Here is a 24,071-nt window from a genome sequence, read left to right on the forward strand (position 1 = left end):
TCCATGGCCTACTGGCTGATGAAGTCCGAGCCGGACGTCTTTTCCTTCGATGATCTCGTGGCCAAGACGGCCAGGGGAGAGGCCGAGGAATGGCATGGAGTGCGCAATTATGCGGCGCGCAACAACATGAAGGCGATGGCGGTGGGCGACGAGGCGTTCTTCTATCACTCCAATATCGGCAAGGACGTGGTGGGCATCATGACGATCGTGGCGCCGGCCCACCCCGACAGCACCGCCGAGCTCAACGCCAAGGGCGAGGTGGTGTGGGAATGCGTCGACGTGCAGTCGGTCAAGCCGCTGCCCAAGCCGGTGAGCCTGCAGCAGATCAAGGCCACGCCGGAGCTCGCCGAGATCGAGCTGATCAAGCTTTCGCGCCTGTCGGTCTCCAAGGTGCGGCCCGAGGAATGGGCGCTGATCTGCAAGATGGGCGGGCTCTGACGCGCTCTCCAACGGGCATGCCGAAGCCCCGCCCGGGCAATAACCCTGCGGTTGCATGAGAGGTGACGGTGCCCGGAGGCGGCACCCGCCTCGGAGTTTGGTAAGTGTGTGAGACGAGAACCGCCTCCGGGCGCCGGGTTTTCTGACGCGAGGTTCTCCAAAGGATCGGCGTTGGCCCTGTTGATCCTCTAACCCCGGCCCAGGCTCCGGAACGATGCAGAGCCCTCCCGACAGTCGCCGGGCAGTTGATCGTTGCAACTCCATCACGCCCGGCTGATGGGGGCAGTATGGCAGGGGGTTTTGGGGCGGGGAGAAGGGGGAGAGATTTGGCATGTGCTGGGGCGCTGGCAGGCGCGGCAGCACCCCCTCATCCGGCCCTTCGGGCCACCTTCTCCCCGAGGGGGAGAAGAATTGGGCCGGTGGGCGCTGCGGGGTGGGATGCACCTCTTAATCCTCTCCCTCTCGGGGAGAGGTGGCCGGAGCGCAGCGGAGATCGGTGAGGGGGATTTTGGGGAGAGGGGCTGGAGAGTTTGGAGTTGCGCCGGCCCCCCACCCGAGCGTCGCTAGGCGCCTTCGTCGCCAAGCTTGCTTGCCCTCCCCGCCAGGGGGAGGGTGTGGGCCGGTGGTTCGTGAAGCAGGCTTCGCTTCTTCCTCTCCCTCTCGGCGAAGGGGACCGAAGCGACACAGATCTGCGCAGGGAGCCTTAGTTCTCGATGGCGACGGGGGGCGGTTTGGCGGCCTCGCCGATCGGCGCATATTTGCTGAGCAGCGGCACCTGCGAGATGGAGAACACCACCGTCAGCGGCATGATGGCCCAGACCTTGAAGGTGACCCAGGCGTCGGTGGAGAAATTGCGCCACACCACCTCGTTGAGCACGGCGAGGACGAAAAAGAACACGCCCCAATTGAGCGTGAGGCGCCACCAGCCCTCGGGACGAAGCCGGTAGACGTCGCCGAAGACGTAGCGCAGCAGCGACTGGCCGAACATCAGCCCACCCAGCAGCGTGCCGCCGAAGAGGACATTGGTGATGGTGGGCTTCATCTTGATGAAGGTGTCGTCCTGCAGCCAGAGCGTCAGGCCGCCGAAGATGAGGACGACAAAGCCGGTGACCAGCGGCATCACCGCCACCTTTTTGAGGATCATCCAGCTCAGCAGCAGCGAGACGACCATGGCGCCCATGAACCAGGCGGTGGCGGCGAAGATGTCGGCGCGGCCGTTGACGATGAAGAAAACCACCAGCGGTCCCAGCTCGAGCGCCAGCTTGGTGATCTGCGGACGCATTTCAGCCCAGTTGGTCTCGGCGTCGTCTTGTTCAGTCATTGGTCGATCCATGGCATCGCTCCAGTGTGGGGGCTCGGCTGCTGCGATGCAAGGGACATAGGGGGCAAGAGTGGTGCAATTTGGACGGAGGGGCGGGTTTTTCGGGGGCTGGGGGTGGGAAACGGAGGTTCCGCTTTCGCGGGAATGACACGGTGGGTGGGAATGACGCGGTGGGTGGGGGGAGGGGGCCGCCATGCTGCGGGAGCTTGTTGAAAGGCCCCTCACCCTAGCCCTCTCCCCGGAGGGGCGAGGGGATCGGGGCGGTGGGAGGGTTGATCAGTCTTGGCCGGCGATGGCGCGGGCGAAGTCTCGGGCGGCGAAGGGTTCGAGGTCTTCGACGCCTTCGCCGACGCCGATGAAGTGGACCGGCAGGCCGAATTTGCGGGCGATGGCGACGAGGATGCCGCCGCGGGCGGTGCCGTCGAGCTTGGTCATGACGAGGCCGGTGACGCCGGCGCGCTGGCCAAAAATTTCCACCTGTTTCAGGGCGTTCTGGCCCGTCGTTGCGTCGAGGGTGAGCAGGGTCGCGTGCGGGGCGGTGGGGTCGACCTTCTTGATGACGCGGATGACCTTTTCGAGTTCGTCCATCAGCTCCTCACGGTTCTGCAAGCGACCGGCGGTGTCGATGATGAGGACGTCGCGGCCCTCGGCGCGGGCCTGGGTCACCGCGTCGAAGGCGAGGCCCGAGGCATCGGCGCCGGCGGGGCGGGCAATCACCGGCGCGCCGGTGCGCTGGCCCCAGACCTGAAGCTGCTCGATGGCCGCGGCGCGGAAGGTGTCGCCGGCGGCGAGCATGACCGAGCGGCCTTCGTGGCTGAACTTTTGAGCCAGCTTGCCGATGGTGGTGGTCTTGCCCGAGCCGTTGACGCCGATCATCAGGATGACGAAGGGTTTTTGGGCGGCGTCGATCACGAGCGGACGCGCGACGGGGCCGAGTGTCTTTTCGACCTCGGCCGCGAGGACGGCGCGGACTTCGTCGCCTGAGACGTCCTTGTCGAACCGGTCGCGCCGCAGCGTCTCGGTGATGGCGGTTGCCGTCTCGAGCCCGAGATCGGCCTGGATCAGCACATCCTCGAGGTCATCGAGCGTGGCCGCGTCGAGGCGGCGCTTGGTGAAGACCGAAGTGATGGAGGTGCTGAGATTGTCCGAGGAGCGCTTGAGGCCGGAGGCGAGGCGCTGGAGCCAGCCCTGGCGCGGCGGCTCGACAGCGGCGACGGGCGCGGGCGAGGCCGCAAGATCGTCTTCCACATCTTCGATGTAATCCGGCGTCGTTTCCGGAGGGCCGGGCGGGAGGGGACGGTGGGGCGGTTCCGGGGCGTCGGGCGGCTCCGGCGTGTCCCGAGGCTCGGGTTGGGACGGCACCGGCTCGGGCGGCGGCGGGGCGGGCTCCGTCTCGGGCAGACTTTCTGGAGGAGCAGGCGCAAGCTCGGGCGCGCTTGCGGGCAGCACGGTCTCGGGAACGGGTGGGATCGGCTCGAGCGGGGTTTCCGGCTCGGAATGCGTTGGCGCGGGGGCCGGTTCGGTGCCGAACAAGCGCTTGAAAAAGCCGGAGACTTTGTCGGTCATTCTCGTTCCTTTGCCGCACGGACCCCGTGCCACGCCCTCGTGGTTCGAGGCTCGCTTTCGCTCGCACCTCACCATGAGGACTACTCAAACTGTGCGCCTCATGATGAGGGCTACTTCAACTGCGCCCCTCACCATGTGGGCGGCTTAAAAACCAGTGCCCCGGAATCCCTCGCGGCGCGCTTTGAGCCCCGGGGCCCCGTACCCTCAGGCGGCGGCGCGGAGGGCTTCGCCCACGAGGCCATCCTTGCCCCGGCCGGTGATGCGTACAGGCAGGAGATCGCCGGCCTCGCTGCCAGCAACGCGCACGGGGATGAATTGTTCGGTGCGGCCGAGCCCGTCGCGCTCGACCAGCACCTGTTCGGTGTGCCCGATCCGCGTGTCGCAGAGCGCGGCAAACTGCGTCTCGCCGGCGGCGCGCAGCAGGGCGGCACGCTGGCGGGCGATGGCCTTGCCCACCTGCGGCATGCGGGCGGCGGGGGTGCCGGGGCGCGGCGAATAGGGGAAGGCGTGGATATAGGTGAGGTTGGCCTCGGCGATGAAGGAGAGCGAATTTTGAAACATCGCCTCGGTTTCGGTGGGGAAGCCGGCGATGATGTCGGCCCCGAAGACCATGTCGGGGCGGCGGGCGCGCAGCTTCTCCACCACCGCCAGCGCGTCGTCGCGCAGATGGCGGCGCTTCATGCGCTTGAGGATGAGATCGTCGCCGGACTGCAGGGAGAGATGCAGGTGCGGCATGAGGCGGGCGTCGCTGATGGCGTCATAAAGGGCAGGATCGGCCTCGATGCTGTCGATCGAGGAGATGCGCAGCCGCGGCAGGTCGGGGACATGGCGGAGGATAGACTGGGTCAGTGTGCCCAGGGTCGGGCTGCCGGGCAGGTCGGGGCCATAGGACGTGATGTCGACGCCGGTGAGGACGATTTCGCGGTAGCCGTTGCCGACAAGCTTTTTGACCTGCTCGACGACGACGCCCATGGGCACGGAACGCGAGGGGCCGCGGCCGAAGGGGATGATGCAGAAGGTGCAGCGATGGTCGCAGCCGTTCTGCACCTGGACGAAGGCGCGGGTGCGCCCGTCCATGCCTTCGATGAGGTGCCCGGCGGTTTCGCGCACGCTCATGATGTCGTTGACCTGCACCTTGTCATTGAGGGGCGTGCCGAAGACCATGGGCGTGTAGCTCGCGGCCTTGAGCTTGTCGGCATTGCCGATGACGAGATCGACCTCGGCCATGTCGCCGAAGGACCGCGCCTCGGTCTGGGCGGCGCAGCCGGTGACGATGATGCGCGCCTCCGGGTTGTCGCGGCGGGCCTTGCGTACGGCCTGTTTGGCCTGGCGCACGGCTTCCTGGGTGACAGCGCAGGTATTGATGATGATGGCGTTGTCGAGCCCGGCCTTTTCGGCCTCGGCCTTCATCACTTCGCCCTCATAGGCGTTGAGGCGGCACCCGAAGGTCAGGGTTTCGATGGCCATCAGGCGGCCTCGCTGCGCGTCCAGGCGCCGGTGGCGGGATCGAAAAATCCGCGCCATTCGAACTCGGCGGGGCCGGTGAGGGTCACGTGATCGTTGTCCAGCCATTCGACCACAAGGTCGCCGCCGGGCAGGGTGAGCGTCGCCTTGCGACCGGTGCGGCGGGTGCGCGCGCCATTGACGAGGGCGGCGCAGGCGGCGGTGCCGCAGGCTTGCGTCAGGCCGGCGCCGCGCTCCCAGGTCCTGAGGATAATGTGGTCGGGCCGGATCACCTGGGCGATGGAGATGTTGCAGCGCTCGGGGAACAGCGGATGGTTTTCCAGCAGCGGCCCAAAGCGGTCGAGCGCATAGGACCCCACATCGTCCGCCACCCAGAAGGTGGCGTGGGGATTGCCCATGGAGGCGACGGCGGGCGAATGGAGCACCGGCGCGTCGATGGGGCCGATCTGGAGTTCGATATAGCGGGTGTCGGCGAACTCTTCGGTCAAGGGGATGTCGTACCAGGCGAATTTGGGCGTGCCCATATCGACGGTGATGGTGCCGTCCTCGGCCTCTTCGCCAAAGAGCAGGCCGGCCACGGTTTCGAAGGTGAAGCGCTGGCGGCCCTGTTCGGCCGAGAGCATCTGAACGACGCAGCGCATGCCATTGCCGCAGGCCTGGGCGCGCGAGCCGTCGGAATTGATGATCTCGATATAGGCGGCGGTGCCGGGCGTCTTGGGATCATGGATGGCCATGATCTGGTCGAAACGCGTTTCGGGCATGGCATTGACGGCGATGGCGGCTTCAGGAGTGACGCGGTCGGCGCGGCCGCGCATGTCGGCCACGATGATCTGGTTGCCCAGACCGTTCATCTTGAGAAAGGGTGCGTCGCTCACGCGCCTGTCGCCTGCTGTCAAAGTCTGCGCCCTATATGGCGGATCGAGGGGGAAAATGCCAGAGCCGGCGCGCCCCTCACCCTGGCCCTCTCCCCGGAGGGGCGAGGGGACGCGGGAGCGAAGGGTTCGGCGGGGCGGCGGTTTTGTTGACTCGCTCGGCAATCTGCCGTACACGCAGCCCGTTCATCAGGCTTTGCTCCTGAGCCACCGACCGGGGCCCCGCAAGGGTTCGACGATCCCGGAGGTCACCATCCGCCAGCGCGTTGCGCCCGCGGGTGGGTTTGGCGTTTGGCCCGATGCATCCTATCTCTGCCGCACGAGAGCGGCACGACGAAGGAACGGACATGTTTGACAGCTTAAGCGACCGGCTTGGCAAGATCTTCGACGGGCTTCGCGGACGCGGCGCGCTCAATGCGGCCGATGTCGACGCGGCATCGCGCGAAATCCGCCGGGCGCTGATCGAGGCGGACGTCTCGCTCGAAGTGGTCCGGGCCTTTGTCGAGCAGGTCAAGGAGCGCGCCGTCGGCGCCGAGGTCACCCGCTCGGTGACGCCGGGCCAGCAGGTCGTCAAGATCGTCCATGACGAGCTGGTCGAGGTGCTGGGGTCCGAAGCGGTTACCATCGACCTCAATGCGCCCGCGCCGGTGACGCTGTTGATGGTGGGCCTGCAGGGCTCGGGCAAGACCACGACGACGGCAAAGATTGCCAAGCGCCTCAAGGACAAGCAGCGCAAGAAGGTGCTGCTGGCCTCGCTCGACACGCGCCGTCCGGCGGCGATGGAGCAGTTGCGCGTCTTGGGCGAGCAGGTGGGCGTCGCTACGCTCCCCATCGTCGCGACTGAAACGCCGGTCGAGATCGCGCGGCGCGCCGAGCGCGAGGGGCGCCTGGGCGGCTACGACGTGTTGATCCTCGACACGGCGGGCCGAACGCATGTCGATGAAGAGCTGATGGCCGAGACGGTCTCGATCAAGGAAATCGCGCATCCGCACGAAATTCTCCTCGTGGTCGATGCGCTGACCGGCCAGGACGCGATCAACGTGGCGCGCTCGTTCGATACGCGGCTCGACGTCACCGGCATTGTGATGACGCGCGTCGATGGCGACGGGCGTGGCGGCGCGGCGCTGTCGATGCGCGCGGCGACCGGCAAGCCGATCAAGCTGATCGGCGTGGGCGAAAAGATGGATGCGCTCGAGGATTTCCATCCCTCGCGCATCGCCGACCGCATCCTGGGCATGGGGGATATCGTCAGCCTCGTCGAAAAGGCCGCCGAGCACGTATCGGCCGAAGACGCGGCCAAGATGGCCAAGAAGCTCAAGAAGGGCTCGTTCGACTTCGAGGATCTGCGCAATCAATTGCTGCAGATGAAGAAGATGGGCGGCATGGGCGGGCTGATGGGGATGTTGCCCGGCGCGGGCCAGCTCAAGAAGGCCATGGCCGGGGCCAATATCGACGAAAAGATCTTCGACCGTCAGGTGGCCATCATCAATTCGATGACCATGAAGGAGCGGGCCAATCCGGACCTGCTCAATGCCAGCCGCCGCAAGCGCATCGCCGCGGGCGCGGGCGTCGAGGTCTCGGAAATCAACAAGCTCGCCAAGCAGCACCGCCAGATGGCGGACATGATGAAAAAGGTGTCCAAGGGCGGCATGGGTGCCCTTGGCGGCATGATGGGCGGAAAGATGGGCGGCATGCTCGGCGGCATGCCCGACCTTTCCAAGATGGACCCCAAGCAGCTCGAGGCGATGGCCCGCCAGGCCGGCATCGACCCCGAACAGCTCAAGGGCCTGCCCTCGGCGGACCTGCCCAAGCAGAAGGCGCTGCCGACCGACGTCAATGCGCTTCTGAAAGCCTCCGGGGGACCGGCCCTGCCCGGCCTCGGCGGCGCGCCCCGTTTCCCTGGCCTGCCCGGCCTGGGCAAGAAGAAATAACCCCTAAACCGACACTCTCAAGACAGGACCCAAATCATGGCTCTCAAGATTCGTCTCGCCCGCGGCGGCACCAAGAAGCGCCCGTTCTACCACATCGTCGTGGCTGACGCCCGGTCGCCCCGCGACGGCCGCTTCATCGAGCGGCTCGGCTCGTACAACCCGCTCCTGGCCAAGGACGCCGAAAACCGCGTGGTGCTCAACAATGAGCGCGCCCAGCACTGGCTCTCGAACGGCGCCGTGCCGACCGACCGGGTGCTGCGCTTCCTCGACGCCGCCGGCCTGACCAAGCGCGACGCCCGCAACAACCCGAACAAGGGCGTGCCGGGCGACAAGGCCAAGGAACGCGCCGAAGAGCGCGCCGCCAAGGCCGCTGCCGGCCAGGAAGCCGCTGCCGAGTAAGGTTGGCTCTGATGGAATGAGAAAAACCCCGGTCGCGAGACCGGGGCTTTTTGTTCGTTGTGGGTTCTGCCGTGGTGGATCCCTTCTCCCCTGAGGGGAGAAGGTGGCGCGCAGCGCCGGATGAGGGGTTCACATCTGGATGGGCCTTCACCCCTCACCCCACCCTCTCCCCTGAGGGGCGAGGGGGCGCAGGGGCCGCCAGTCCTACGCCTCATGTTGACCCGCAGCTTATTGCTTCAACTTCGCCAGGATCGCCGCGCCCATCTCTTCGGTGCCGATGGTCTTGCGGTTGTCCTGGGCGATGTCGCCGGTGCGCAGGCCATCGCTGAGGACGGCCGAGATGGCGGCTTCGACCCTGTCGGCCAGTTCGATCATGTTGAACGAATAGCGCAGGGCCATGGCGAAGGACGCGATCATGGCGATGGGGTTGGCGATGCCCTGGCCGGCGATGTCGGGAGCGGAGCCGTGCACGGGTTCGTAGAAGGCCTTGCGCTTGCCGGTGACCGGATCGGGTGCGCCGAGTGCGGCGGAGGGCAGCATGCCCAGCGAACCGGTCAGCATGGCGGCGACGTCGGAGAGGATGTCGCCGAAGAGGTTGTCGGTGACCATGACGTCGAACTGCTTTGGCGTGCGCACCAGCTGCATGGCGGCATTGTCGGCCAGGATATGATGCAACTCGACGTCCGGATAGTCCTTGCCGACGCCCTTGACCACCTCGTCCCAGAGGACGCCCGACTTCATCACGTTTTTCTTGTCGGCCGAGTGGACCTTGTTGCGGCGGGTGCGGGCGAGGTCGAAGGCGACGCGGGCGATGCGGTCGATCTCGTAGGTCTCGTAGACCTGGGTATCGACGGCCCGCTTCTGGCCATCGCCGAGATCGGTGATGGTCTTGGGCTCGCCAAAGTAGACGCCGCCGGTCAGCTCGCGCACGATGAGGATATCGAGGCCTTCGACCAGTTCGCGCTTGAGCGAGGAAGCTTCGGCCAAAGCCGGGTAGCAGATGGCGGGGCGCAGATTGGCGAAGACGGCCAGTTCCTTGCGCAGGCGCAGCAAAGCGGCTTCGGGGCGCTGGTCGTAAGGGACGTCATCCCATTTGGGGCCGCCCACGGCGCCGAAGATCACGGCGTCCGCGGCCTTGGCCTTGACGACGTCCTCCTCGGTGATGGCGACCTGGTGGGCGTCATAGGCCGACCCACCGGCAAGGCCCCGATCGAGCGAGAAGTCGGTGAGGCCTTCGCTATTGGTCCAGGCGATGAGTTTTTCCACCTCGACCATGATCTCGGTGCCGATGCCGTCGCCGGGGAGGAGGAAGAGGGAATGGGTGGCCATGGGCAAATCCTCAGGAGTTGGCTGCGCCGATGCGGGCGGTGACTTCGATCTCGATCTTCATACCGGCCTCGATCATCTGCACGATGAGCATGGAGGCTGCGGGGCGGATGTCCTTGAAGACGGGGCCGACGGCGGCCACGACTTCGTCCACCAGCGCGCGATCGCCGATGTAGTAGACCACGCGCACCGTGTCGGCGATGGACGAGCCGGCCTCCCGAAGGGCCTTGTCGATGGTGGCCAGCGCATTTTTTGCCTGCTCGCCCACGCTCTCCGGCATGGTCATGGTGGCGTAGTCGTAGCCTGTGGTGCCGGACACGTAGATGGTGTCCTCATGCCGCACGGCGCGGGAATAGCCGAAGATGGTCTCGAAGGGAGAGCCGGTGGAAACGCGCTGGACCAATTGCTGAGCTGCCTTCTAGAGCCAGGGCCGTTCGGCCGCCATCTTGCCTTCGAAGGCGGAGATGGAGGGGTCGGACTTGAGGGTGCCGGCGATGTCGTCGAGGCCTTCGAGCAGGATGTGGCGGCGGGCCGGGTCGATATCGAAGTGGATTTCGCCGCCATCGGGGCCGCGAATGGTCTGCGCTTCGAGGTCGACCGTGAGCGTGGCGTTGGAGCCGCGCTCGGCATCATCGAGCAAGAGCTTCAACTGCTCGGGCGTCACCACGATGGGCAGGATGCCGTTCTTGAAGCAGTTGTTGTAGAAAATATCGGCAAAGCTGGTGGAGATGACGCAGCGGATGCCGAAATCGAGCAGGGCCCAAGGCGCGTGCTCGCGGCTCGAGCCGCAGCCGAAATTGTCGCCGGCGATGATGATTTTGGCGTTGCGATAGGCGGGCTTGTTGAGGACGAAATCGGGGTTTTCCGTGCCATCCTCGTTGTAGCGCATTTCCGAGAACAGGGCGGTGCCCAGCCCGGTGCGCTTGATGGTCTTGAGGTACTGCTTGGGAATGATCATGTCGGTGTCGATATTGATGATCGGCAGGGGCGCCGCGACACCGGTCAGGGTGGTGAACTTTTCCATGAGACTGGGACCTCGCTGTTCAGAGCGTCTTTGCGCGAAAGCCGGGTGGCGGTCAAGGCTGAACCGTACCGAAGCGTACGGTTGGGGGTGAGGCTGTCGCTTTGGCCGGGGAGCCCGCCCTCGTGGTTCGAGACTGCGCTGCGCTTCGCACCTCACCGTGAGGGATCGGCGAGGGCGGGTTTGTCTGGCTGACATCGTGGCTGCGGCCAGGTGGACTACTGGGATGGGCCGGGGCCTGTCTGTGGGGTTCGAGCGAGGGGCGCACCCCCACCCGGCCTCCCCCGTCGAGGGGGAGGAGGGGGATCGGGGCTTGGTGGGGCCTTGGGGCCATTACGCAAGAGGGGTGCGATGGGCGGTGAAGTCGGGGCTTGCTCGGTGCGGCTCCCTCTCCCTTGCGGGGAGGGTTGGGGTGGGGGGTGGTAGCCCGGTGCCTATCTGTGGGGTTCGAGCGTGGGGCGCACCCCCACCCGGCCTCCCCCGTCGAGGGGGAGGAGGGGGATCGGGGCTGGGTGAGGCTTTGGCTACCACACCAGAGGGCGTGATGGGCGGTGAAGTTGCGGCTTGCTCGGTGCGGCTCCCTCTCCCTTGCGGGGAGGGTTGGGGTGGGGGGATGGGGGCCCGGTAGGTCGTTGTGGGGTTCGAGCGCGCGGCGCACCCCATCCGGCCTCCTCCGTCGAGGGGGAGGAGGGGGATGGGGGAGGCGTCGGGCGTCGGCGCGCGAGCCCAGTTCGACGTTAAGCCGTCAGGCTTTCGCGGGGGTCGACGCCGAGCATGATGTTGAGGTTTTGCACGGCGGCGCCGGAGGCGCCTTTGCCGAGGTTGTCGTAGACGGCGGCGATGACGGCCTGGTTGGTGTCGTCATTGGCGAAGACGTGCAGGGTCAGCGTGTTGGTGCCGTTGTGGGTCTGCGGGTCGAGCGCGGCGGTCTTGCCGAGCGTGGCATCGTAGGGCGCGACACGAACGAAACCGTTGGGAATGGCGGCAAAATGGTCGGCGAGGCACTGGTGCAGCTGGCTGCCGGTGGGCGTGTCGGCGACCATGTCGAGGTGGAGCGGCACCGAGGTGGCCATGCCTTGCGCAAAATTGCCGACCACCGGCTCGAACAGCGGCGTGCGGTTGAGATGGGCGTAGGCGGTCATTTCGGGCAGGTGCTTGTGAAGGAACGTCAGCGCGTAGGGCATGTACTGGCTGGCCACGACGCCGGGCGCCTCGTATTCCTCGATCATCTGCCGGCCGCCGCCGGAATAGCCGGAAATGCCGTGGTAGGAGAGCGGGTAATCGCCGGGCAGGAGACGCGCTTCGACCAGGGGGCGCACGGCCGCGATCAGGCCCTGCGGCCAGCAGCCGGGATTGGCGACGTAGCGCGCCCTGGCGATTTCCTCGGTCTGCCCGATGTCCATTTCGGCAAAGCCATAGGCCCAGCCATCGGCGACGCGATGGGCGGTGGAGGCGTCGATGACGCGGGTGGTGTCGTTCTCGATCAACCGCACGCTTTCCCGTGCCGCCTCGTCGGGGAGGCACAGAATGGCGACGTCGGCGGCATTGAGGAGGCGCTTGCGCTCGTCCTGGTCCTTGCGCTTTTCGGGCGCGATGGAGAGCACCTCGAGGTCGCGGCGGCCGGAGAGGCGCTCGCGGATCTGCAGACCGGTGGTGCCCGCTTCGCCGTCGATGAAGATTTTTGCGACCATCGTTTTCTCCCAAGCTGGCGCGGTACATGGGCCGGGCGAGCACCGGCGTCAAGACCATAGCGCATAAGGGGCGGCGGCGTTCCCGCGCGGGCCGCCGGCATTGTGTTCGGGATAGGCCGGTGGCATTGGTTTGGCTCGACCAAATGCAACGGGAGCGCACCATGACCACGCCGCACAACCACGCCAAGCCCGGAGACTATGCCGAAGCGGTGTTGCTGCCGGGCGATCCGCTGCGGGCCAAGTGGATCGCAGAGACGTTTTTCGAAGCGCCCAAACTGGTCAACTCGGTGCGCAACTGCCTGGGATACACTGGGCAATGGAAGGGCAGGCCGGTATCGGTGCAGGCCTCGGGCATGGGGCAGCCCTCGCTGGGCATCTATGTGCACGAGCTGATCACTGTCTATGGCGCAAAATCGCTGATCCGGGTGGGGACGTGCGGCGGGCTCAACACCGATGTGAAGGTGCGCGACGTGATCCTGGCGCAGGGGGCGAGCACGGATTCGAGCATCGTCAAGGGGCGGTTCGGCCCGTACAATTTTGCCCCGATCGCCGATTTCGGGCTGTTGCGCTCGGCGGCGGACAAGGCCGATGCCAAGGGGCTGCGCTTTCACGCGGGCAATATGCTGTCCTCGGACATTTTTTACCACGAGAACGGGTTCGAGGGGTATGACGCGCTGCCCCGGCACGGGGTCATCGGGGTCGAGATGGAGGCGGCGACGCTCTATACGCTGGCCGCGCGCTTCGGGGTCAAGGCGCTGACCATCTGCACCATGACCGACTGCCTGATCACTCATGAGGAGTTGAGCGCCGAGGACCGGCAGAGCTCGCTCAGGGACATGGTGGAACTGGCGCTCGACGTGGCGGTGGACGCGTGACCGACGCCATCGCCTTTGTGCTGATCGTCGTGGTGGCGCTGATCCATCTCTATATCGTGCTGCTCGAAATGGTGTGGTGGGCGACCCCGCGCGGCCAGAAGGCGTTCGGGATGACCCCGGAGTTCGCGCGCGAAACCAAGGTGCTGGCGGCCAATCAGGGGCTCTACAATGGGTTTCTGGCGGCGGGGCTGGTCTGGAGCCTCGTTCATCCCGACCCGGCGATGCGCTGGCAGATCGCGCTGTTCTTTCTCGGCTGCGTGGCGGTGGCGGGGATCTTTGGGTGGATCACCACGCGGAGCCGGCGGATCCTCGTGGTGCAGGCGCTGCCGGCGGTGCTGGCGATCGTGGCGCTGGTGGTGTTTTAGGCTGGCGCTCGACCTCTGTACCTCCACCCTCGGTCCCTCCCCACAAGGGGGAGGGAGGCGATGGGGTGGGGATAGGGCGGGGTGTGGTTTGGGACACTCCACTCAAATGTACCGCCGTCATTGCCCGGCTTGTCCGGGCAATCCAGTTTTCGGCGCGATGGACCACCCGGACGAGCCGGGTGGTGACGGTGGATGATATTTCGGTGCTAGGCCGCCAGGGCGGCGAGGACGCGGACCCAGGAGCGGATGCCGCGGTGGAAGCTTTCGAGGTCGTATTTCTCGTTGGGCGAGTGGATCTGGTCGTCGACATGGGCGAAGCCGATGAGGAGCGTGTCGAGGCCCAGGATCGACTTGAAGTCGCCCGCCACGGGGATGGAGCCGCCCGAGCCGGTGATGACGGCGGGCTTGCCCCATTCGTCGGACAGGCCCTGCAGGGCGCGGGCGAGAAACTCGCCGTCGGCTGGCACGGTGATGGCCGGGGAGCCGCCATGGGGGGTGAATTTGACCGTGCAGTCGGGCGGCAGCATGGCCTCGACATGGGCCCGGAAGGCGGCGCGGATCTTTTGCGGGTCCATGCCGGAGACGAGGCGGAAGGAAATCTTGGCGCGGGCCTTTGAGGGGATGACGGTCTTGAAGCCGTCGCCGGTATAGCCGCCGATCATGCCGTTGATCTCGCAGGTGGGGCGGGCCCAGAGCATTTCGAGGACGCTTCGCTTGCTTTCGCCGGCAGGCTGGGAGAGGCCGACCTGGCCGAGGAATTTGGCTTCGTCGAAGCCCAGGCCATCCCACTGCGCCTTCACTTCGGCCGGGATTTCGGCGACGTCCTCGTAAAAGCCGGGGAGGGTCACCGAGCCATCGGGAGCGCGCAGGCTGGCGATGATTTCGGCCAGCACCTGGTTGGGGTTGCGCGCGGCATTGCCGAACATGCCCGAATGCAGGTCCTTGTCGGCAGCGGTGATCTCGATCTCGTCGGCGACAAGGCCGCGCAGCATGGTGGTGATCGAGGGGGTGGTGCGGTCCCACATGTCGGTGTCGCAGACGAGCGCGATGTCGGCTTTGAGCTCGGCGGCGTTGTCGCGCATGAAGGGGGGCAGGTTCTTGCCGCCCGATTCCTCTTCGCCCTCGAGCATCATCGAGATGCGGATTGGCAGCGCGCCCGTCGCCTGTTTCCAGGCGCGGCAGGCTTCGATGAAGGTCAGCATCTGGCCCTTATCGTCCGAAGCGCCGCGGGCGACGATGATCTTGCGGCCATCCTTCTCCCTGATCTGCGGATCGAACGGGTCGGTGTGCCACAGCTCGAGCGGATCGACGGGCTGCACGTCGTAGTGGGCGTAGAACAGCACATGCGGACCGGGCTGCTCCGGGCCGTGCGCCACCACCACCGGATGGCCCGGCGTCGGGCGGGCGGAGGCGGCAAAGCCCAGCGCATTGAGTTCCCCGGCGATCCAGTCGGCGGCTTTCCTGCAGTCCTCGGCATAGGCGGGGTCGGTGGAGATGGACCTGATGCGCAGCAGGTGAAACAGCCGCTCGAGGCTGGCGTCCAGCCCCTGGTCAACCTGGGCGAGAACGGCGTCGAGAGCGGGTGTGGTCGGCATGGCAGGTCCTTGAGGGTGTGCAAAAGAGTGGGCGCACACTGGCCCAGCCGGACGCGGGCTGTCCAGTGATGCGCAAGCGCCGTTATTGTCATACTTATTGGCCTGTGGTTAGGTCCGGCACCACAGCGGGACGGGCAGCATGGACAGATCTGGCGGCAGAGCGCGCCATTCGGGCGATCTCATCGCGGCCCTTTCGGGCCGGAGCCTCGCGCGCAACCTCCATTCGGACGTGCTCTGGACCCTGGGCTACGCCATCGTTTCGGGGGAGTACAAGGAAGGCTCCATCCTGCCTTCCGACAGTGACTTGCTCGAGCGGTTCGGCGTGTCGCGCACGGTGCTGCGCGAGGCGCTCAAGACGCTGGCCGCAAAGGGCATGATCGAGGCGCGGGCGCGGATCGGCACGCGGGTGCTGCCGCGCAACCGCTGGAACCTGTTCGATGCCGACGTGCTGGCGTGGCATTTCGAGATGGGCCCGGACGTGGATTTCCTGCGCAGCCTCGCGGAAGTGCGCATCGGCATCGAGATCGAGGCGGCGGCGCTGGCGGCGGAGCGGGCGAGCCCGGAGCAGATCGAGATGCTGCGCGCGTGCGTCCAACGCATGGCGGGCGCGGAGACGCCGGAGGATTTCGCGCGCCATGACCTCGACTTCCATAAGATCGTGGCCGCGGCGTCGGGCAATCCCTTCATGGCCTCGATCAGTGCGCTGGTGGAAATGGCGCTGACGGCAGCCTTCACCATTTCCTCGCCGGTCAACGACCCGGTGGCGCTCGAGAGCACCGTCAGGACGCACGGCGCCATTGCGGCGGCGATCGGGGCGGGCAAGCCGGACGATGCGCGGGCGGCCATGAAGGTGGCGATCGCCGATGGGTTCGCGCGCGCAGCGGGACGAATGGAGCAGGGCGGCTAACGGAACGCGCCACAGCCCGTGGTTTCGAAACCGGTTTCGGTCTCTGCCATGAGAATGGCGTCGATGCCGTTTTCCGTGCACAGAAGCTGCGCCGCATTCCGGCCGGCGACTAGAAGCGCCGTTGCCCAAGCGTCGGCCAGGACGCAATCGGCCATGTGGACCGTGACGGAAACCAGATCGGTCTCTGCCGGGGCGCCGGTGCGCGGATCGATGGTATGGCTGAGCCAGCGGCCATCCACACATCGCCGGTGGCGGTAGTTGCCGGAAGTCGCAAGGGCCGCGTTGCTCAGCTGCAGGCGCGCCGCTACGTCGCGCGTACCGGGCACGGGGGCTTCGAGCGCCACGGTCCAGGGGCGGCCATCGCCGCGCGCGCCGCCGGCGGCGATTTCCCCGTCCAGGCCGACAAGGTAGTCGGCTATGCCAAAGCGCTCCATGGTGCGGCACATGAGATCGACGGCAAAACCCTTGGCGATTCCCGAGAGGTCGATGCCCACGGCCCGGAGACGGCGCACGCGGCCGGCGTCGAGGTCGATCTCGATGGAGTCTTGCGTGCCACCGGAGGTGAGAGGCAGGGGCAGGCCGGTTTGCGCGCCGAAGCCTGCCGCTTCCACCGAGGCCAGGACGGCCATGTCGAAGCGGCCTTCGGAGCGCCTGCGGACCCCTTCCCCCAACGCCAGCACATAGCCCAATTCGGGCGGAACGGACTGCCACTGGCCCAATGGGGCGCGGTTGAGCCGCATGAGATCGGATCCAGGCTTCCAGGTGGACATCTGGCCATCGACGCGGGTGCAGTCCTCGGCCAGGGCCTCTTCGAGAGCAACGGCATCGATGCCTTCGGGGGGATAGGCAATGGCCGACCAGCGCGTGCCCATGGTGGGGCCGCTCAGGGCAAGGCGCAGGCGCGTTGCGGTTTCAGTAGACATCTTCGGCATATCGCCCGGAGGCCTGCAGTTTTTCGACGTCGAGGCCCATCGGGGCCAGGATGGCGTTGAGCGCTGTGCGCACGCCCTCGCCCATGGCGAGGCTCCCGCAGACCATGAAGCGGGCGCCGTCCTCCACGAGGCGCCGCAGATCGGCGGCATCGTCCGTCAGCCGATGCTGCACATAGCGGCCGCCCAGAACGCGGGAGAAACTGGTGACCAGGGAGCTGAGCCGGCCGGCGCGCAACTGGTGATGCAATTCGGTGCCGTAGAGAAAATCGGAGTCTGGATCGCGGCCGCCGAAATAGAGATGGATGGGGCGCTTGCGGCTATTGGCGCGCACAAAGCCGACGAGGGGGGCAACGCCCGCCCCGGCGCCGATCAGCACGAGGGGGCGCCTCGAGCGATCGGGTTGGAAGTCGGGATTGGCGCGGACAAAGGCTTGCACGCTGTCGCCGGGCTTGAGGCCGAAGAGATAGTCGGAGCACACGCCGCCGGGTTGCTGGCGCACGCAGATCTCGAGGAGGCCATCGGACCTACGAGAGGCGATGGAATAGTAACGCGGGATTGGGTCACCGGGCGGCAGGATGCCGGCAAGATCTCCAGCGCGGAAGCTGCCGGCATCGAACAGGCGCCGCCAGCCGTTCGGGCGGGGCACGGCAAAGCGCAGCATCACCGTGGGCGCCTGGACCTCCACTCCGAAATCCTCGCGCGACACGAGCTGGTACGAGGCCGTGCGGGGCAGCGCCGGCGCATGGGTGAGGCCGACCGGTTCGCCCAGCGCCGTGCCCAGTTGCCGCCCCCACTGGGCAAAGGCCTGAGCCGACTGGCGGTCTATGGTCGAAATGGGCAGCAGGGACGGGACGCCGGCCGCCTGGAGCGCCGCTGCGACGCGCTCGGCATAGGCGCAGAAATTGCGGAACTTGCGATCGCCGAAGCCGAGCACGGCCACATCCGCGCTCCCCGCATCGAAGCGCTCGAGGCGGGCGAGGAACTGCCGCGCGCTGGCGGGCGCCGAGCCGTTGCCATAGGTCGCGGCCAGAACGAGAACGTGGCGCGCGCGGGGGTAGGACGGGCGCAGGCTGTTCATCGGCGCGACATGGACGGCATGGCCGTTTTCGCGCAGGGCGGACTGCAAGGTCGCGGCAAAGCTCCAGGTGGTGTTGCCTTCGCTGCCCACGAGGATGACGGTGTCGGCCTTGCGCCAGCCGGCATCACCGGCAAAGCGGGGCAGGCTGCGGCGACGCACCAACCAGACGACGGTGCCGGTCAGCATCAGGGCCGGGACGGCGAGGCTCGAGGCGCCCAGAAGAGCGGCCAGCCACCAGACGCCCTGCCCGGTGTGGAGGGTGTAGATCGCTTCGTAGACGGTCTGCGCCGGAGCGTTGGGGGTAAAATCGATGAGGGCGCCGGTCGCCGGGTCGACATAGCCCAGGCCGGTATTGGTGGTGAGGGTGAAGACGTCGGCAGGATCGCCGGGCATGGGCAACACCAGTGCGCGCAGGTCGCGAACCGGCACCTGCTGCAGCGCCGCCAGGCTGGCGACCGGCGCGGGCGTGCCGCCGCTGCCCGAGGCGGGAAAGCCGAAGCCGTCCACCCCGTCGGAGAGGACGCCGAAAGTGGCAAGGGTCATGTATAGGCCCGTCAGCGCCGAGAGCAGGAGGCCCGCCACCGCCAGCCGGGCCAGTTCCACGTGCAATCGCTGGCTCAGCGTACCGCGCGGGTTGGTCAGCAATTGCCGCCAGCCGCCCATGCGCTTGAGCAGGAGCAGGATGCCGCTGATGGCGAGGACGATCATCGCGCCGGCAGCCACGCCGGCTGCGATGCGGCCGCCATCGCCCAGGAATAGGGACCGGTGGAGCTCGGTAAAGAAGGTGAAGAGGGGCGACTGCGCCGCCGGCCCGAGCGCCGCGCCCGTGGTGGGGTCGATGAGCGTGGCGCTGGAGCCGGAATAGGCGGTTATGCTGCCCGAGGCCGAGCGAACGAGGCTTTCCGTGTCCGGCAGGGCCGCCAGCACCGCCGATGCCAGATCTGCAACACTGCTCGAGGGTGTTGCGGGCGCGGCAGTACGCTCGAGGATCGGCTTGAGCGACAGGACCGCACCGGTGAGGGCCATGAAGCTCACGATCAGGGCGGCAACGAGACCGGGCAGGGAATGGAAGCGGCGCAGCATGGCCCACTCTCCTTGTGCGTTTACATGTTGACGCTGGCGGAGCGGATGAAGCCGCGGCCGGGTTGGCTCACGCCGGAAGAGGCGCTGTCGAGCGGGATCACCACGTCATCGGTGGCCGAGCCGCCGTCTTCGACGGCGGAGTCGATATGCAGCGTGTAGCCGGCGTCGATGAGAGCATCGGCGAGATCGAGATTGATGGAAAAGCTCTGGCCGCTGCCGATGCTGGCACCGGTAATGCCATCGAGATTGAGCGTCGGATCGGCGGCGGCGTAGCGGACCCAGCCACCCAGCTCGCGGTAGTAGCGGGTCTTGTGGCCGGCGACATAGAGGGTGCTGTCATAGCTGCCGTCGGGCCCGGTCAGGTAAACCGCGATATAGGCCGGCGGCCCGCCATAGCCCGTCATCTGGCCCGAAAGGGTCACTTGCGCGGCCGATGCTGCGGAGGGGGCGACGAGGGCGGTGCCGAGCAGGAGAAGGGCGAGGAGTTTTTTCATGACCGTGAACTCGTTGGGACAATGACCCTGAGTTCGCACGGCAAGCTGACATCGTCCTGAAGCCATCGCCGTTTCGGCTTCAGGTTCCCGTCAGCTTTGGGGTATTGATGAGGCGGCGAACGAGGCGGGCATGCGCATTCTGCTGATCGAAGACGACCATGTGCTGGGGGAGGCCATCCGTGACCATCTGCGCGCCAGCGGGCATGCCACGGACTGGGTGCGGCGGCTCGACGATGCCGAGGCGGCGCTGTTCGGGGTGCGGTACGAGCTGATGCTGCTCGATCTCAACCTGCCCGATGGGCGGGGTCTCGACCTGCTGCGGCGCCTGCGTGGCCGCGGGGAGGCGCTGCCGGTGATCATCACGACCGCCCAGGACCAGATTGCCGTGCGCATCGAGGGGCTGAACGCGGGCGCCGACGACTACCTCGTCAAACCCTTTGACCTGAGCGAAATGACGGCGCGCATCAATGCGGTGGCGCGGCGCTCGGTAGGGCAGAGCGCGCCGCTGCTGCGGCTGGGCCCGGTGGAGATCGACCTGGCGCACCGCATCGTCAAGGCGGGCGGGGAGACGGTGACGCTCAGTGCCCGGGAATGGGCGGTGATGGAGCGGCTGGTGGCTCGGCCGGGGGCCATCGTCACCAAGGCGGAAATCGAGGAATCGCTCTATGCGTTCGGCGCGGAAATCGAAAGCAATGCGGTGGAAGTCTATGTCAGCCGGCTGCGCAAGAAACTGGGGCGCGACCTGATCCTGACCGTTCGCGGCCTCGGCTACCAGGCGGTCGCATGAAACGGCGGTCACTCACCTGGCAATTGGCACTGGGACTGTCGCTGATGACGGGCCTGCTGTGGCTGGGTGCTGCGGCCATCTCGGCGGCGGTCATGAGCCACGCCATCAACCAGGCCTACGACTATGCCCTGGCGCAGGCGGCCAACCGCATCCTGCCGCTGGCCATCCACGATATCCGCGAGCCCGACGAGCGGGGGCGCGTCGATGCCATCGAAGAGGACGAGGGTACGTTCAGCTATGTGATCCGCAACCGCGCGGGCGGCATCATCCTCAACGATGGCGCCTTGCCCGAAGCCATCCTCGCCGATGTGGGGGCGCAGGGGTATGCAGATACCGCCGCTGGGCGGGCCTTTGCCATCACCGACCGGCGCTCGGGCCTTGGCATCGTCGTGCTGGAGGGCGAGAGCGAGCGGCGTGACGCCTTGGGAGACGGGCTGCTCGGGCTGCTCGGCCCCCTGGCGGCGCTGCTGCCCCTGGTGGCGCTGGGCGTCTGGGTGGCGCTGCGGCTGGCCCTGGCGCCGCTCGAGCGACTGCGCTCCGACCTTGCCGAGCGGGGACGGCACAATCTGGCGCCGCTCGATCCGGCCAGCTACCCGCCGGAGCTATCGCCGATCGTGGGAGAATTGGCGGGGCTGCTGGAGCGACTGCAAAAGGCACTCGATGCCGAGCGGGCCTTTGCCGCTAGCAGCGCGCACGAATTGCGCACTCCCATTGCCGGCGCGCTGGCCCAGACGCAGGTGCTGGCGGCCGAACTGCGCGACCACCCGGCGGCGCAGCGCACCGGCGAGATCGAGCGGGCGCTGCGGCGGCTCTCGGTCCTGGCCGAACGGCTCCTGCAACTGGCGCGGCTCGAAGCCGGATTTGCCCGCAGCGAGACGGACGTTCCGCTGCGGCCCATCATCGATCTGGTCGTGCGGGACTTCGTCAAGAGCGGGGTACCGGTGGTGGTGGAGGCGCATCCCGATGCCGCGCCGCATGGCCGGGTGAACCCCGATGCCTACGCCCTGGTGATGCGCAACCTCATCGACAATGCCGTCCTGCACGGGGCGGACGGAGAACCGGTCGCCATCCACGTGGCAGAGGATGGCACGGTGCGCGTGATCAATTCCGGCCCGGTCGTGCCGCCGGACATCCTGGCCGGCCTCGCCCATCCCTTTGTCCGCGGGGTCACCAAGGCCAGCGGGGCGGGCATCGGCCTCTCGATCGTCCGCTCGGTGGTGGAGCAGGCCGGGGGCACGCTGAGGCTGGCGTCTCCGGCAGCAGGCCGGGCGGATGGCTTTGAAGCGGTGGTGTCCCTGGGATAGACGCCGCCCAGCTGGTCTACGCAGAACCCCTCATACGTGCCCCGGCCCGGGCTGCTATAGTGCGTGGTACAGGCGAAGGACTGTCGAGCGTTGGAGGTGGTGCAGTCTCTGCTCGAAGGATCGCGCACTCTTCAAGTTTAGTGCGACCTTGTCTTTTGCCTTTGACCTGTTCTTGCGGCCGGATGTGCTTTGGCTGCCGGGCAGAAGCTGGGGGGAGAGCCGATGGACGACGGTATTGACCATGCCGAGGCGAAGATGCGTCTTGCGACGGACCTCGCCTGTGCGCTGATCGCCGCCAACAGGCTGCTGGACACGCCGGTGTCCGAGATCATGAAGACCTGCGTGCGCGCCGTGAGCGAGGCTGCGGCCGTTGAGGCGAGCCTGCGGCTCGACTTCAGCCCGGCGGCCATGCCGGTTTCCGGCCCGGCCGTCCCGATCGCCAAATCCCTCAGCGAGGATTTTCTGGTCTGCCTCGAATGCGGCTCGCGCTTCCAGTCGCTCAAGCGCCATCTTGGGGCCGTGCATCGGCTGACGCCCGATGCCTACCGGCTGCGGTGGCAACTGCCCCCCGACTACCCGATGTCCGCCCCGCTCTTTTCGCGGGTGCGCTCGCGCGTCGCCCTATCCACCGGGCTCGGGCGGAAGCGCGGCGCGGACGGCGCGGTGCGGCCCGATGGGGCGCTGCGCTCTTCGGCGACGGAACCCGCGCGATAGACACGGATACGTGTTTCGACGTAGTGAATAAGTAAAAACGCAATAGACCGAAATACAAGCTTCCGATTTAGTTCCCTTGGCGCTGCACTTTATTCATTCTTTTGCGCCAGTGTTGCACGAATGTCAGATCGTCGTGCTTGATTTTGCGTTATCGTCCCCCGGTGATTTGACACGCGAGGGAACATGCGTGCCTTGGTTTGGCTGGCGCTGGGCGCCATAGTCGTATTGGGGAATGGAGCCGCTGTTGCGCAGGATGCGCCGGCGTATGATCCGACGCCCTTCCTGTCATCGATGGTCACACTGCGCTCGGCGGCGGTCACCTGCGACCCGTTTCTCGGCAACGAACCCGGGCGCCGGACAACCGAGATCGTCAGCTTTTTCGAGGCGCTCAAGCAGCAATTGCCGCAGATGGCCGACACGGTGACGCAGGCGAGCCTTTCGCGCTTCGTCCCGTCGCAGGCGGCAGTGTTGTGCCGCGACAAGATGAACGTCGCGATGGGCGGCTACATGGCGCAAGCGCAGGTCTATCGAGCCAACAAACCGGATGACTGGCCGGAACCGCCGAGTGTGCCCGGTTCGGCATGGTGCAGCAGCGAAAACTGCCTCGAGTACTGAGAGGCGCGAGCTTTGGGTGGGGTTATGAAAACGAAGATCATGGTAGCGGCGCTTCTGGTCGTGGCGGGCAGTGTTCCGGTGGCAGCAAACGGATTGGGCGAAAGCCGCTCCTATCAGTTCCGTTCGGACAGCCAGCGCCAGGTGCTGCTGACGGTGGAGCGGACGCGGCTCGAGCTTCTGGGGCTGCTCGGCAATGGCAGCAGCAACGGGACGGGCGCGGGCGGCACGGGCCAGACGGGCAACACCACATCGGTCAACGTCAGCGGCTCGAACAACGTCATCACCATCAACCAGACCAACAACGGCGCCCAGACGCAGACGCGCGACTGCACCGGTGCCGACTTCAACATCACCGGGGGGATGTACGGATGCTGAAGGCACTCGGCCTGACCCTCAGCGCCTTTGCGCTGGCGGGCTGCACCACCCTCACGCCGATGACGCGGCCGAAGGCGGAGTTCCACGGGCCCGTTCCGGTGGCCAATGCGACGCCCGCCGACGATGCCCTCATCTGCCTGAGCAAAACGCCCGAGGTGCGCAATTCCGGCATCGTGCTGGCGGTCCACACCATCACCGACCAGACCAACAAGTTCAACACCGACGAAGGCAGCTTCGTGCCGCGCGACGTGGCTGCCATGCTGGTCACATCCCTGCAGAAGGCGGGGATGCAGCAGGTCAACCGCAGCAACACCACCGTGACCGAGTGGGAGATCGCGCGCGCCAAGGAGCAACTGCTCGGCGATGGCGGCCGCGCCACCGTCGGCAACCAGACGGTGGATTTTCGCCCCGTCACCAAGGGCTCCATCCGCGGCTCGGACTATGTGATCGACGGCGCGCTGACGCAGCTCGACTTCAACACCTATTCGGGCGGCGCCGAGGCCACGATCGGTGGCATTGGCGGGGGCGCCCGCGCCTTCGCGCTGACGGCCGCGGCGGATCTGCGGGTGACCGACACCCAATCGACCCGCATCGTGCGGGCCGGCTCCTACGCCAAGCAGGCGGTAGGCACGGAAGTCTATGCCTCGGTGTTCCGGTTCTTCGCCAACGAGATGTTCGACATCAAGATCGGCGACAAATCGCAGGAGGGCCTGCACGCCGGCGTGCGCTGGCTGATGGCGGAAGCGGCCTATGACATCGTCAGCTCGCTCGTCCATCACAGGGGTGCCTGCGACAAGTACCTGCCCAAGGCGACCCAGGAACTGCGGGCCGAGCAGTCGGCCGAAGCTGCGCTGATCCGGCCGTAAGGATTTAGGCCGAACGTGAAGCAGCCCGGGGATCGTCCCGGGCTTTTCTTTG

Annotated in this window: 24 protein-coding genes; 12 read left to right on the plus strand and 12 right to left on the minus strand. The window is 66.8% G+C overall.

Translation table 11 applies throughout. The features are described from left to right. Nucleotides 1–3: 3 nt before the first annotated feature. A complete protein-coding gene (locus tag IC608_RS13880) occupies nt 4–438 on the plus strand; it encodes an EVE domain-containing protein (protein WP_191776647.1) in 435 nt (144 codons plus the stop codon). Between the two features lie 703 nt (nt 439–1,141). Here IC608_RS13880 and IC608_RS13885 read toward each other — a convergent pair. The 4 genes from IC608_RS13885 to dapF all read right to left on the minus strand — a co-directional run bounded on the left by IC608_RS13885 (nt 1,142) and on the right by dapF (nt 5,640). Further along, nucleotides 1,142–1,771 carry a septation protein A gene (locus IC608_RS13885; RefSeq protein WP_191776649.1) on the minus strand — a complete coding sequence of 210 codons (630 nt, stop codon included), beginning with the start codon at nt 1,769–1,771 and terminating at the stop codon, nt 1,142–1,144. A 264-nt stretch (nt 1,772–2,035) separates the two neighbouring features. Further along, nucleotides 2,036–3,325 (minus strand): signal recognition particle-docking protein FtsY, encoded by a 1,290-nt coding sequence (ftsY, locus tag IC608_RS13890; RefSeq protein ID WP_191776651.1) that lies wholly within the window; start codon nt 3,323–3,325, stop codon nt 2,036–2,038. A gap of 204 nt (nt 3,326–3,529) precedes the next feature. After that, a complete protein-coding gene (mtaB, locus tag IC608_RS13895; protein ID WP_191776653.1) occupies nt 3,530–4,792 on the minus strand; it encodes a tRNA (N(6)-L-threonylcarbamoyladenosine(37)-C(2))-methylthiotransferase MtaB in 1,263 nt (420 codons plus the stop codon). After that, nucleotides 4,792–5,640, minus strand: a complete 849-nt coding sequence (gene dapF, locus IC608_RS13900; protein ID WP_191776946.1) for a diaminopimelate epimerase — start codon at nt 5,638–5,640, stop codon at nt 4,792–4,794. The genes mtaB and dapF overlap by 1 nt, the downstream gene beginning before the upstream one ends. 368 nt (nt 5,641–6,008) lie before the next feature. Here dapF and ffh point away from each other — a divergent pair, with 368 nt between their 5' ends. Together ffh and rpsP are read left to right on the plus strand one after the other, a co-directional pair. Then, entirely contained in the window at nt 6,009–7,592 is a 1,584-nt protein-coding gene (gene ffh / locus IC608_RS13905; RefSeq protein WP_191776655.1) for a signal recognition particle protein, read from the plus strand. A gap of 36 nt (nt 7,593–7,628) precedes the next feature. Continuing rightward, nucleotides 7,629–7,991, plus strand: coding sequence for a 30S ribosomal protein S16 (rpsP, locus tag IC608_RS13910; RefSeq protein ID WP_191776657.1), 363 nt, complete (start codon nt 7,629–7,631; stop codon nt 7,989–7,991). A gap of 228 nt (nt 7,992–8,219) precedes the next feature. Here rpsP and leuB read toward each other — a convergent pair whose 3' ends face one another. From leuB to argC, 4 genes are all read right to left on the minus strand, one after another. Then, nucleotides 8,220–9,320, minus strand: a complete 1,101-nt coding sequence (leuB, locus tag IC608_RS13915) for a 3-isopropylmalate dehydrogenase (RefSeq protein WP_191776660.1) — start codon at nt 9,318–9,320, stop codon at nt 8,220–8,222. 10 nt (nt 9,321–9,330) lie between these two features. Then, the gene (locus IC608_RS13920; protein WP_191776662.1) at nt 9,331–9,720 is read right to left on the minus strand and encodes a RidA family protein; all 390 of its coding nucleotides are present in this window, start codon (nt 9,718–9,720) and stop codon (nt 9,331–9,333) included. Between the two features lie 15 nt (nt 9,721–9,735). Beyond that, the gene (leuD, locus tag IC608_RS13925) at nt 9,736–10,341 is read right to left on the minus strand and encodes a 3-isopropylmalate dehydratase small subunit (RefSeq protein WP_191776664.1); all 606 of its coding nucleotides are present in this window, start codon (nt 10,339–10,341) and stop codon (nt 9,736–9,738) included. 734 nt (nt 10,342–11,075) lie between these two features. Next, entirely contained in the window at nt 11,076–12,029 is a 954-nt protein-coding gene (gene argC / locus IC608_RS13930; RefSeq protein WP_191776666.1) for an N-acetyl-gamma-glutamyl-phosphate reductase, read from the minus strand. A 161-nt stretch (nt 12,030–12,190) separates the two neighbouring features. On the opposite strand from argC, the gene deoD reads away from it, so the two are divergent. Together deoD and IC608_RS13940 are read left to right on the plus strand one after the other, a co-directional pair. Then, nucleotides 12,191–12,904, plus strand: coding sequence for a purine-nucleoside phosphorylase (gene deoD / locus IC608_RS13935; protein ID WP_191776668.1), 714 nt, complete (start codon nt 12,191–12,193; stop codon nt 12,902–12,904). Further along, the gene (locus IC608_RS13940; RefSeq protein ID WP_345890902.1) at nt 12,901–13,269 is read left to right on the plus strand and encodes a DUF1304 domain-containing protein; all 369 of its coding nucleotides are present in this window, start codon (nt 12,901–12,903) and stop codon (nt 13,267–13,269) included. The genes deoD and IC608_RS13940 overlap by 4 nt, the downstream gene beginning before the upstream one ends. 206 nt (nt 13,270–13,475) lie before the next feature. Here IC608_RS13940 and IC608_RS13945 read toward each other — a convergent pair whose 3' ends face one another. After that, nucleotides 13,476–14,864: a M20/M25/M40 family metallo-hydrolase gene (locus IC608_RS13945; protein WP_191776670.1), complete on the minus strand. Its 1,389-nt coding sequence runs from the start codon at nt 14,862–14,864 to the stop codon at nt 13,476–13,478. Between the two features lie 139 nt (nt 14,865–15,003). On the opposite strand from IC608_RS13945, the gene IC608_RS13950 reads away from it, so the two are divergent. Then, the gene (locus IC608_RS13950; protein ID WP_191776672.1) at nt 15,004–15,771 is read left to right on the plus strand and encodes a FadR/GntR family transcriptional regulator; all 768 of its coding nucleotides are present in this window, start codon (nt 15,004–15,006) and stop codon (nt 15,769–15,771) included. Here IC608_RS13950 and IC608_RS13955 read toward each other — a convergent pair. From IC608_RS13955 to IC608_RS13965, 3 genes are read right to left on the minus strand one after another with little or no spacing between them, the layout of a single operon-like run. After that, nucleotides 15,768–16,694: an FAD:protein FMN transferase gene (locus tag IC608_RS13955; protein ID WP_191776674.1), complete on the minus strand. Its 927-nt coding sequence runs from the start codon at nt 16,692–16,694 to the stop codon at nt 15,768–15,770. The two genes, IC608_RS13950 and IC608_RS13955, sit on opposite strands and share 4 nt — an antisense overlap. Then, the gene (locus IC608_RS13960) at nt 16,684–18,864 is read right to left on the minus strand and encodes a PepSY domain-containing protein (protein ID WP_191776676.1); all 2,181 of its coding nucleotides are present in this window, start codon (nt 18,862–18,864) and stop codon (nt 16,684–16,686) included. Before IC608_RS13960 ends, IC608_RS13955 begins: the two co-directional genes overlap by 11 nt. A 20-nt stretch (nt 18,865–18,884) precedes the next feature. Then, nucleotides 18,885–19,358, minus strand: a complete 474-nt coding sequence (locus IC608_RS13965; RefSeq protein ID WP_191776677.1) for a DUF2271 domain-containing protein — start codon at nt 19,356–19,358, stop codon at nt 18,885–18,887. Nucleotides 19,359–19,488: 130 nt separating this feature from the next. On the opposite strand from IC608_RS13965, the gene IC608_RS13970 reads away from it, so the two are divergent. The 6 genes from IC608_RS13970 to IC608_RS13995 all read left to right on the plus strand — a co-directional run bounded on the left by IC608_RS13970 (nt 19,489) and on the right by IC608_RS13995 (nt 24,019). Further along, complete coding sequence (locus IC608_RS13970) at nt 19,489–20,145, plus strand: response regulator transcription factor (protein WP_191776678.1); 657 nt, start codon at nt 19,489–19,491, stop codon at nt 20,143–20,145. Beyond that, nucleotides 20,142–21,449 (plus strand): sensor histidine kinase, encoded by a 1,308-nt coding sequence (locus IC608_RS13975; protein WP_191776679.1) that lies wholly within the window; start codon nt 20,142–20,144, stop codon nt 21,447–21,449. Before IC608_RS13970 ends, IC608_RS13975 begins: the two co-directional genes overlap by 4 nt. Before the next feature lie 222 nt (nt 21,450–21,671). Continuing rightward, a complete protein-coding gene (locus IC608_RS13980; protein WP_248306375.1) occupies nt 21,672–22,163 on the plus strand; it encodes a MucR family transcriptional regulator in 492 nt (163 codons plus the stop codon). 183 nt (nt 22,164–22,346) lie between these two features. After that, nucleotides 22,347–22,778 (plus strand): hypothetical protein, encoded by a 432-nt coding sequence (locus IC608_RS13985; protein WP_210316356.1) that lies wholly within the window; start codon nt 22,347–22,349, stop codon nt 22,776–22,778. A 24-nt stretch (nt 22,779–22,802) separates the two neighbouring features. Continuing rightward, nucleotides 22,803–23,153 (plus strand): hypothetical protein, encoded by a 351-nt coding sequence (locus tag IC608_RS13990; protein WP_191776681.1) that lies wholly within the window; start codon nt 22,803–22,805, stop codon nt 23,151–23,153. Then, nucleotides 23,147–24,019 (plus strand): CsgG/HfaB family protein, encoded by an 873-nt coding sequence (locus IC608_RS13995; protein WP_191776683.1) that lies wholly within the window; start codon nt 23,147–23,149, stop codon nt 24,017–24,019. The genes IC608_RS13990 and IC608_RS13995 overlap by 7 nt, the downstream gene beginning before the upstream one ends. Nucleotides 24,020–24,071: the final 52 nt, after the last annotated feature.

Origin of the sequence: Devosia oryzisoli, from assembly GCF_014837245.1 — a bacterium.
Classification (GTDB): domain Bacteria; phylum Pseudomonadota; class Alphaproteobacteria; order Rhizobiales; family Devosiaceae; genus Devosia; species Devosia oryzisoli.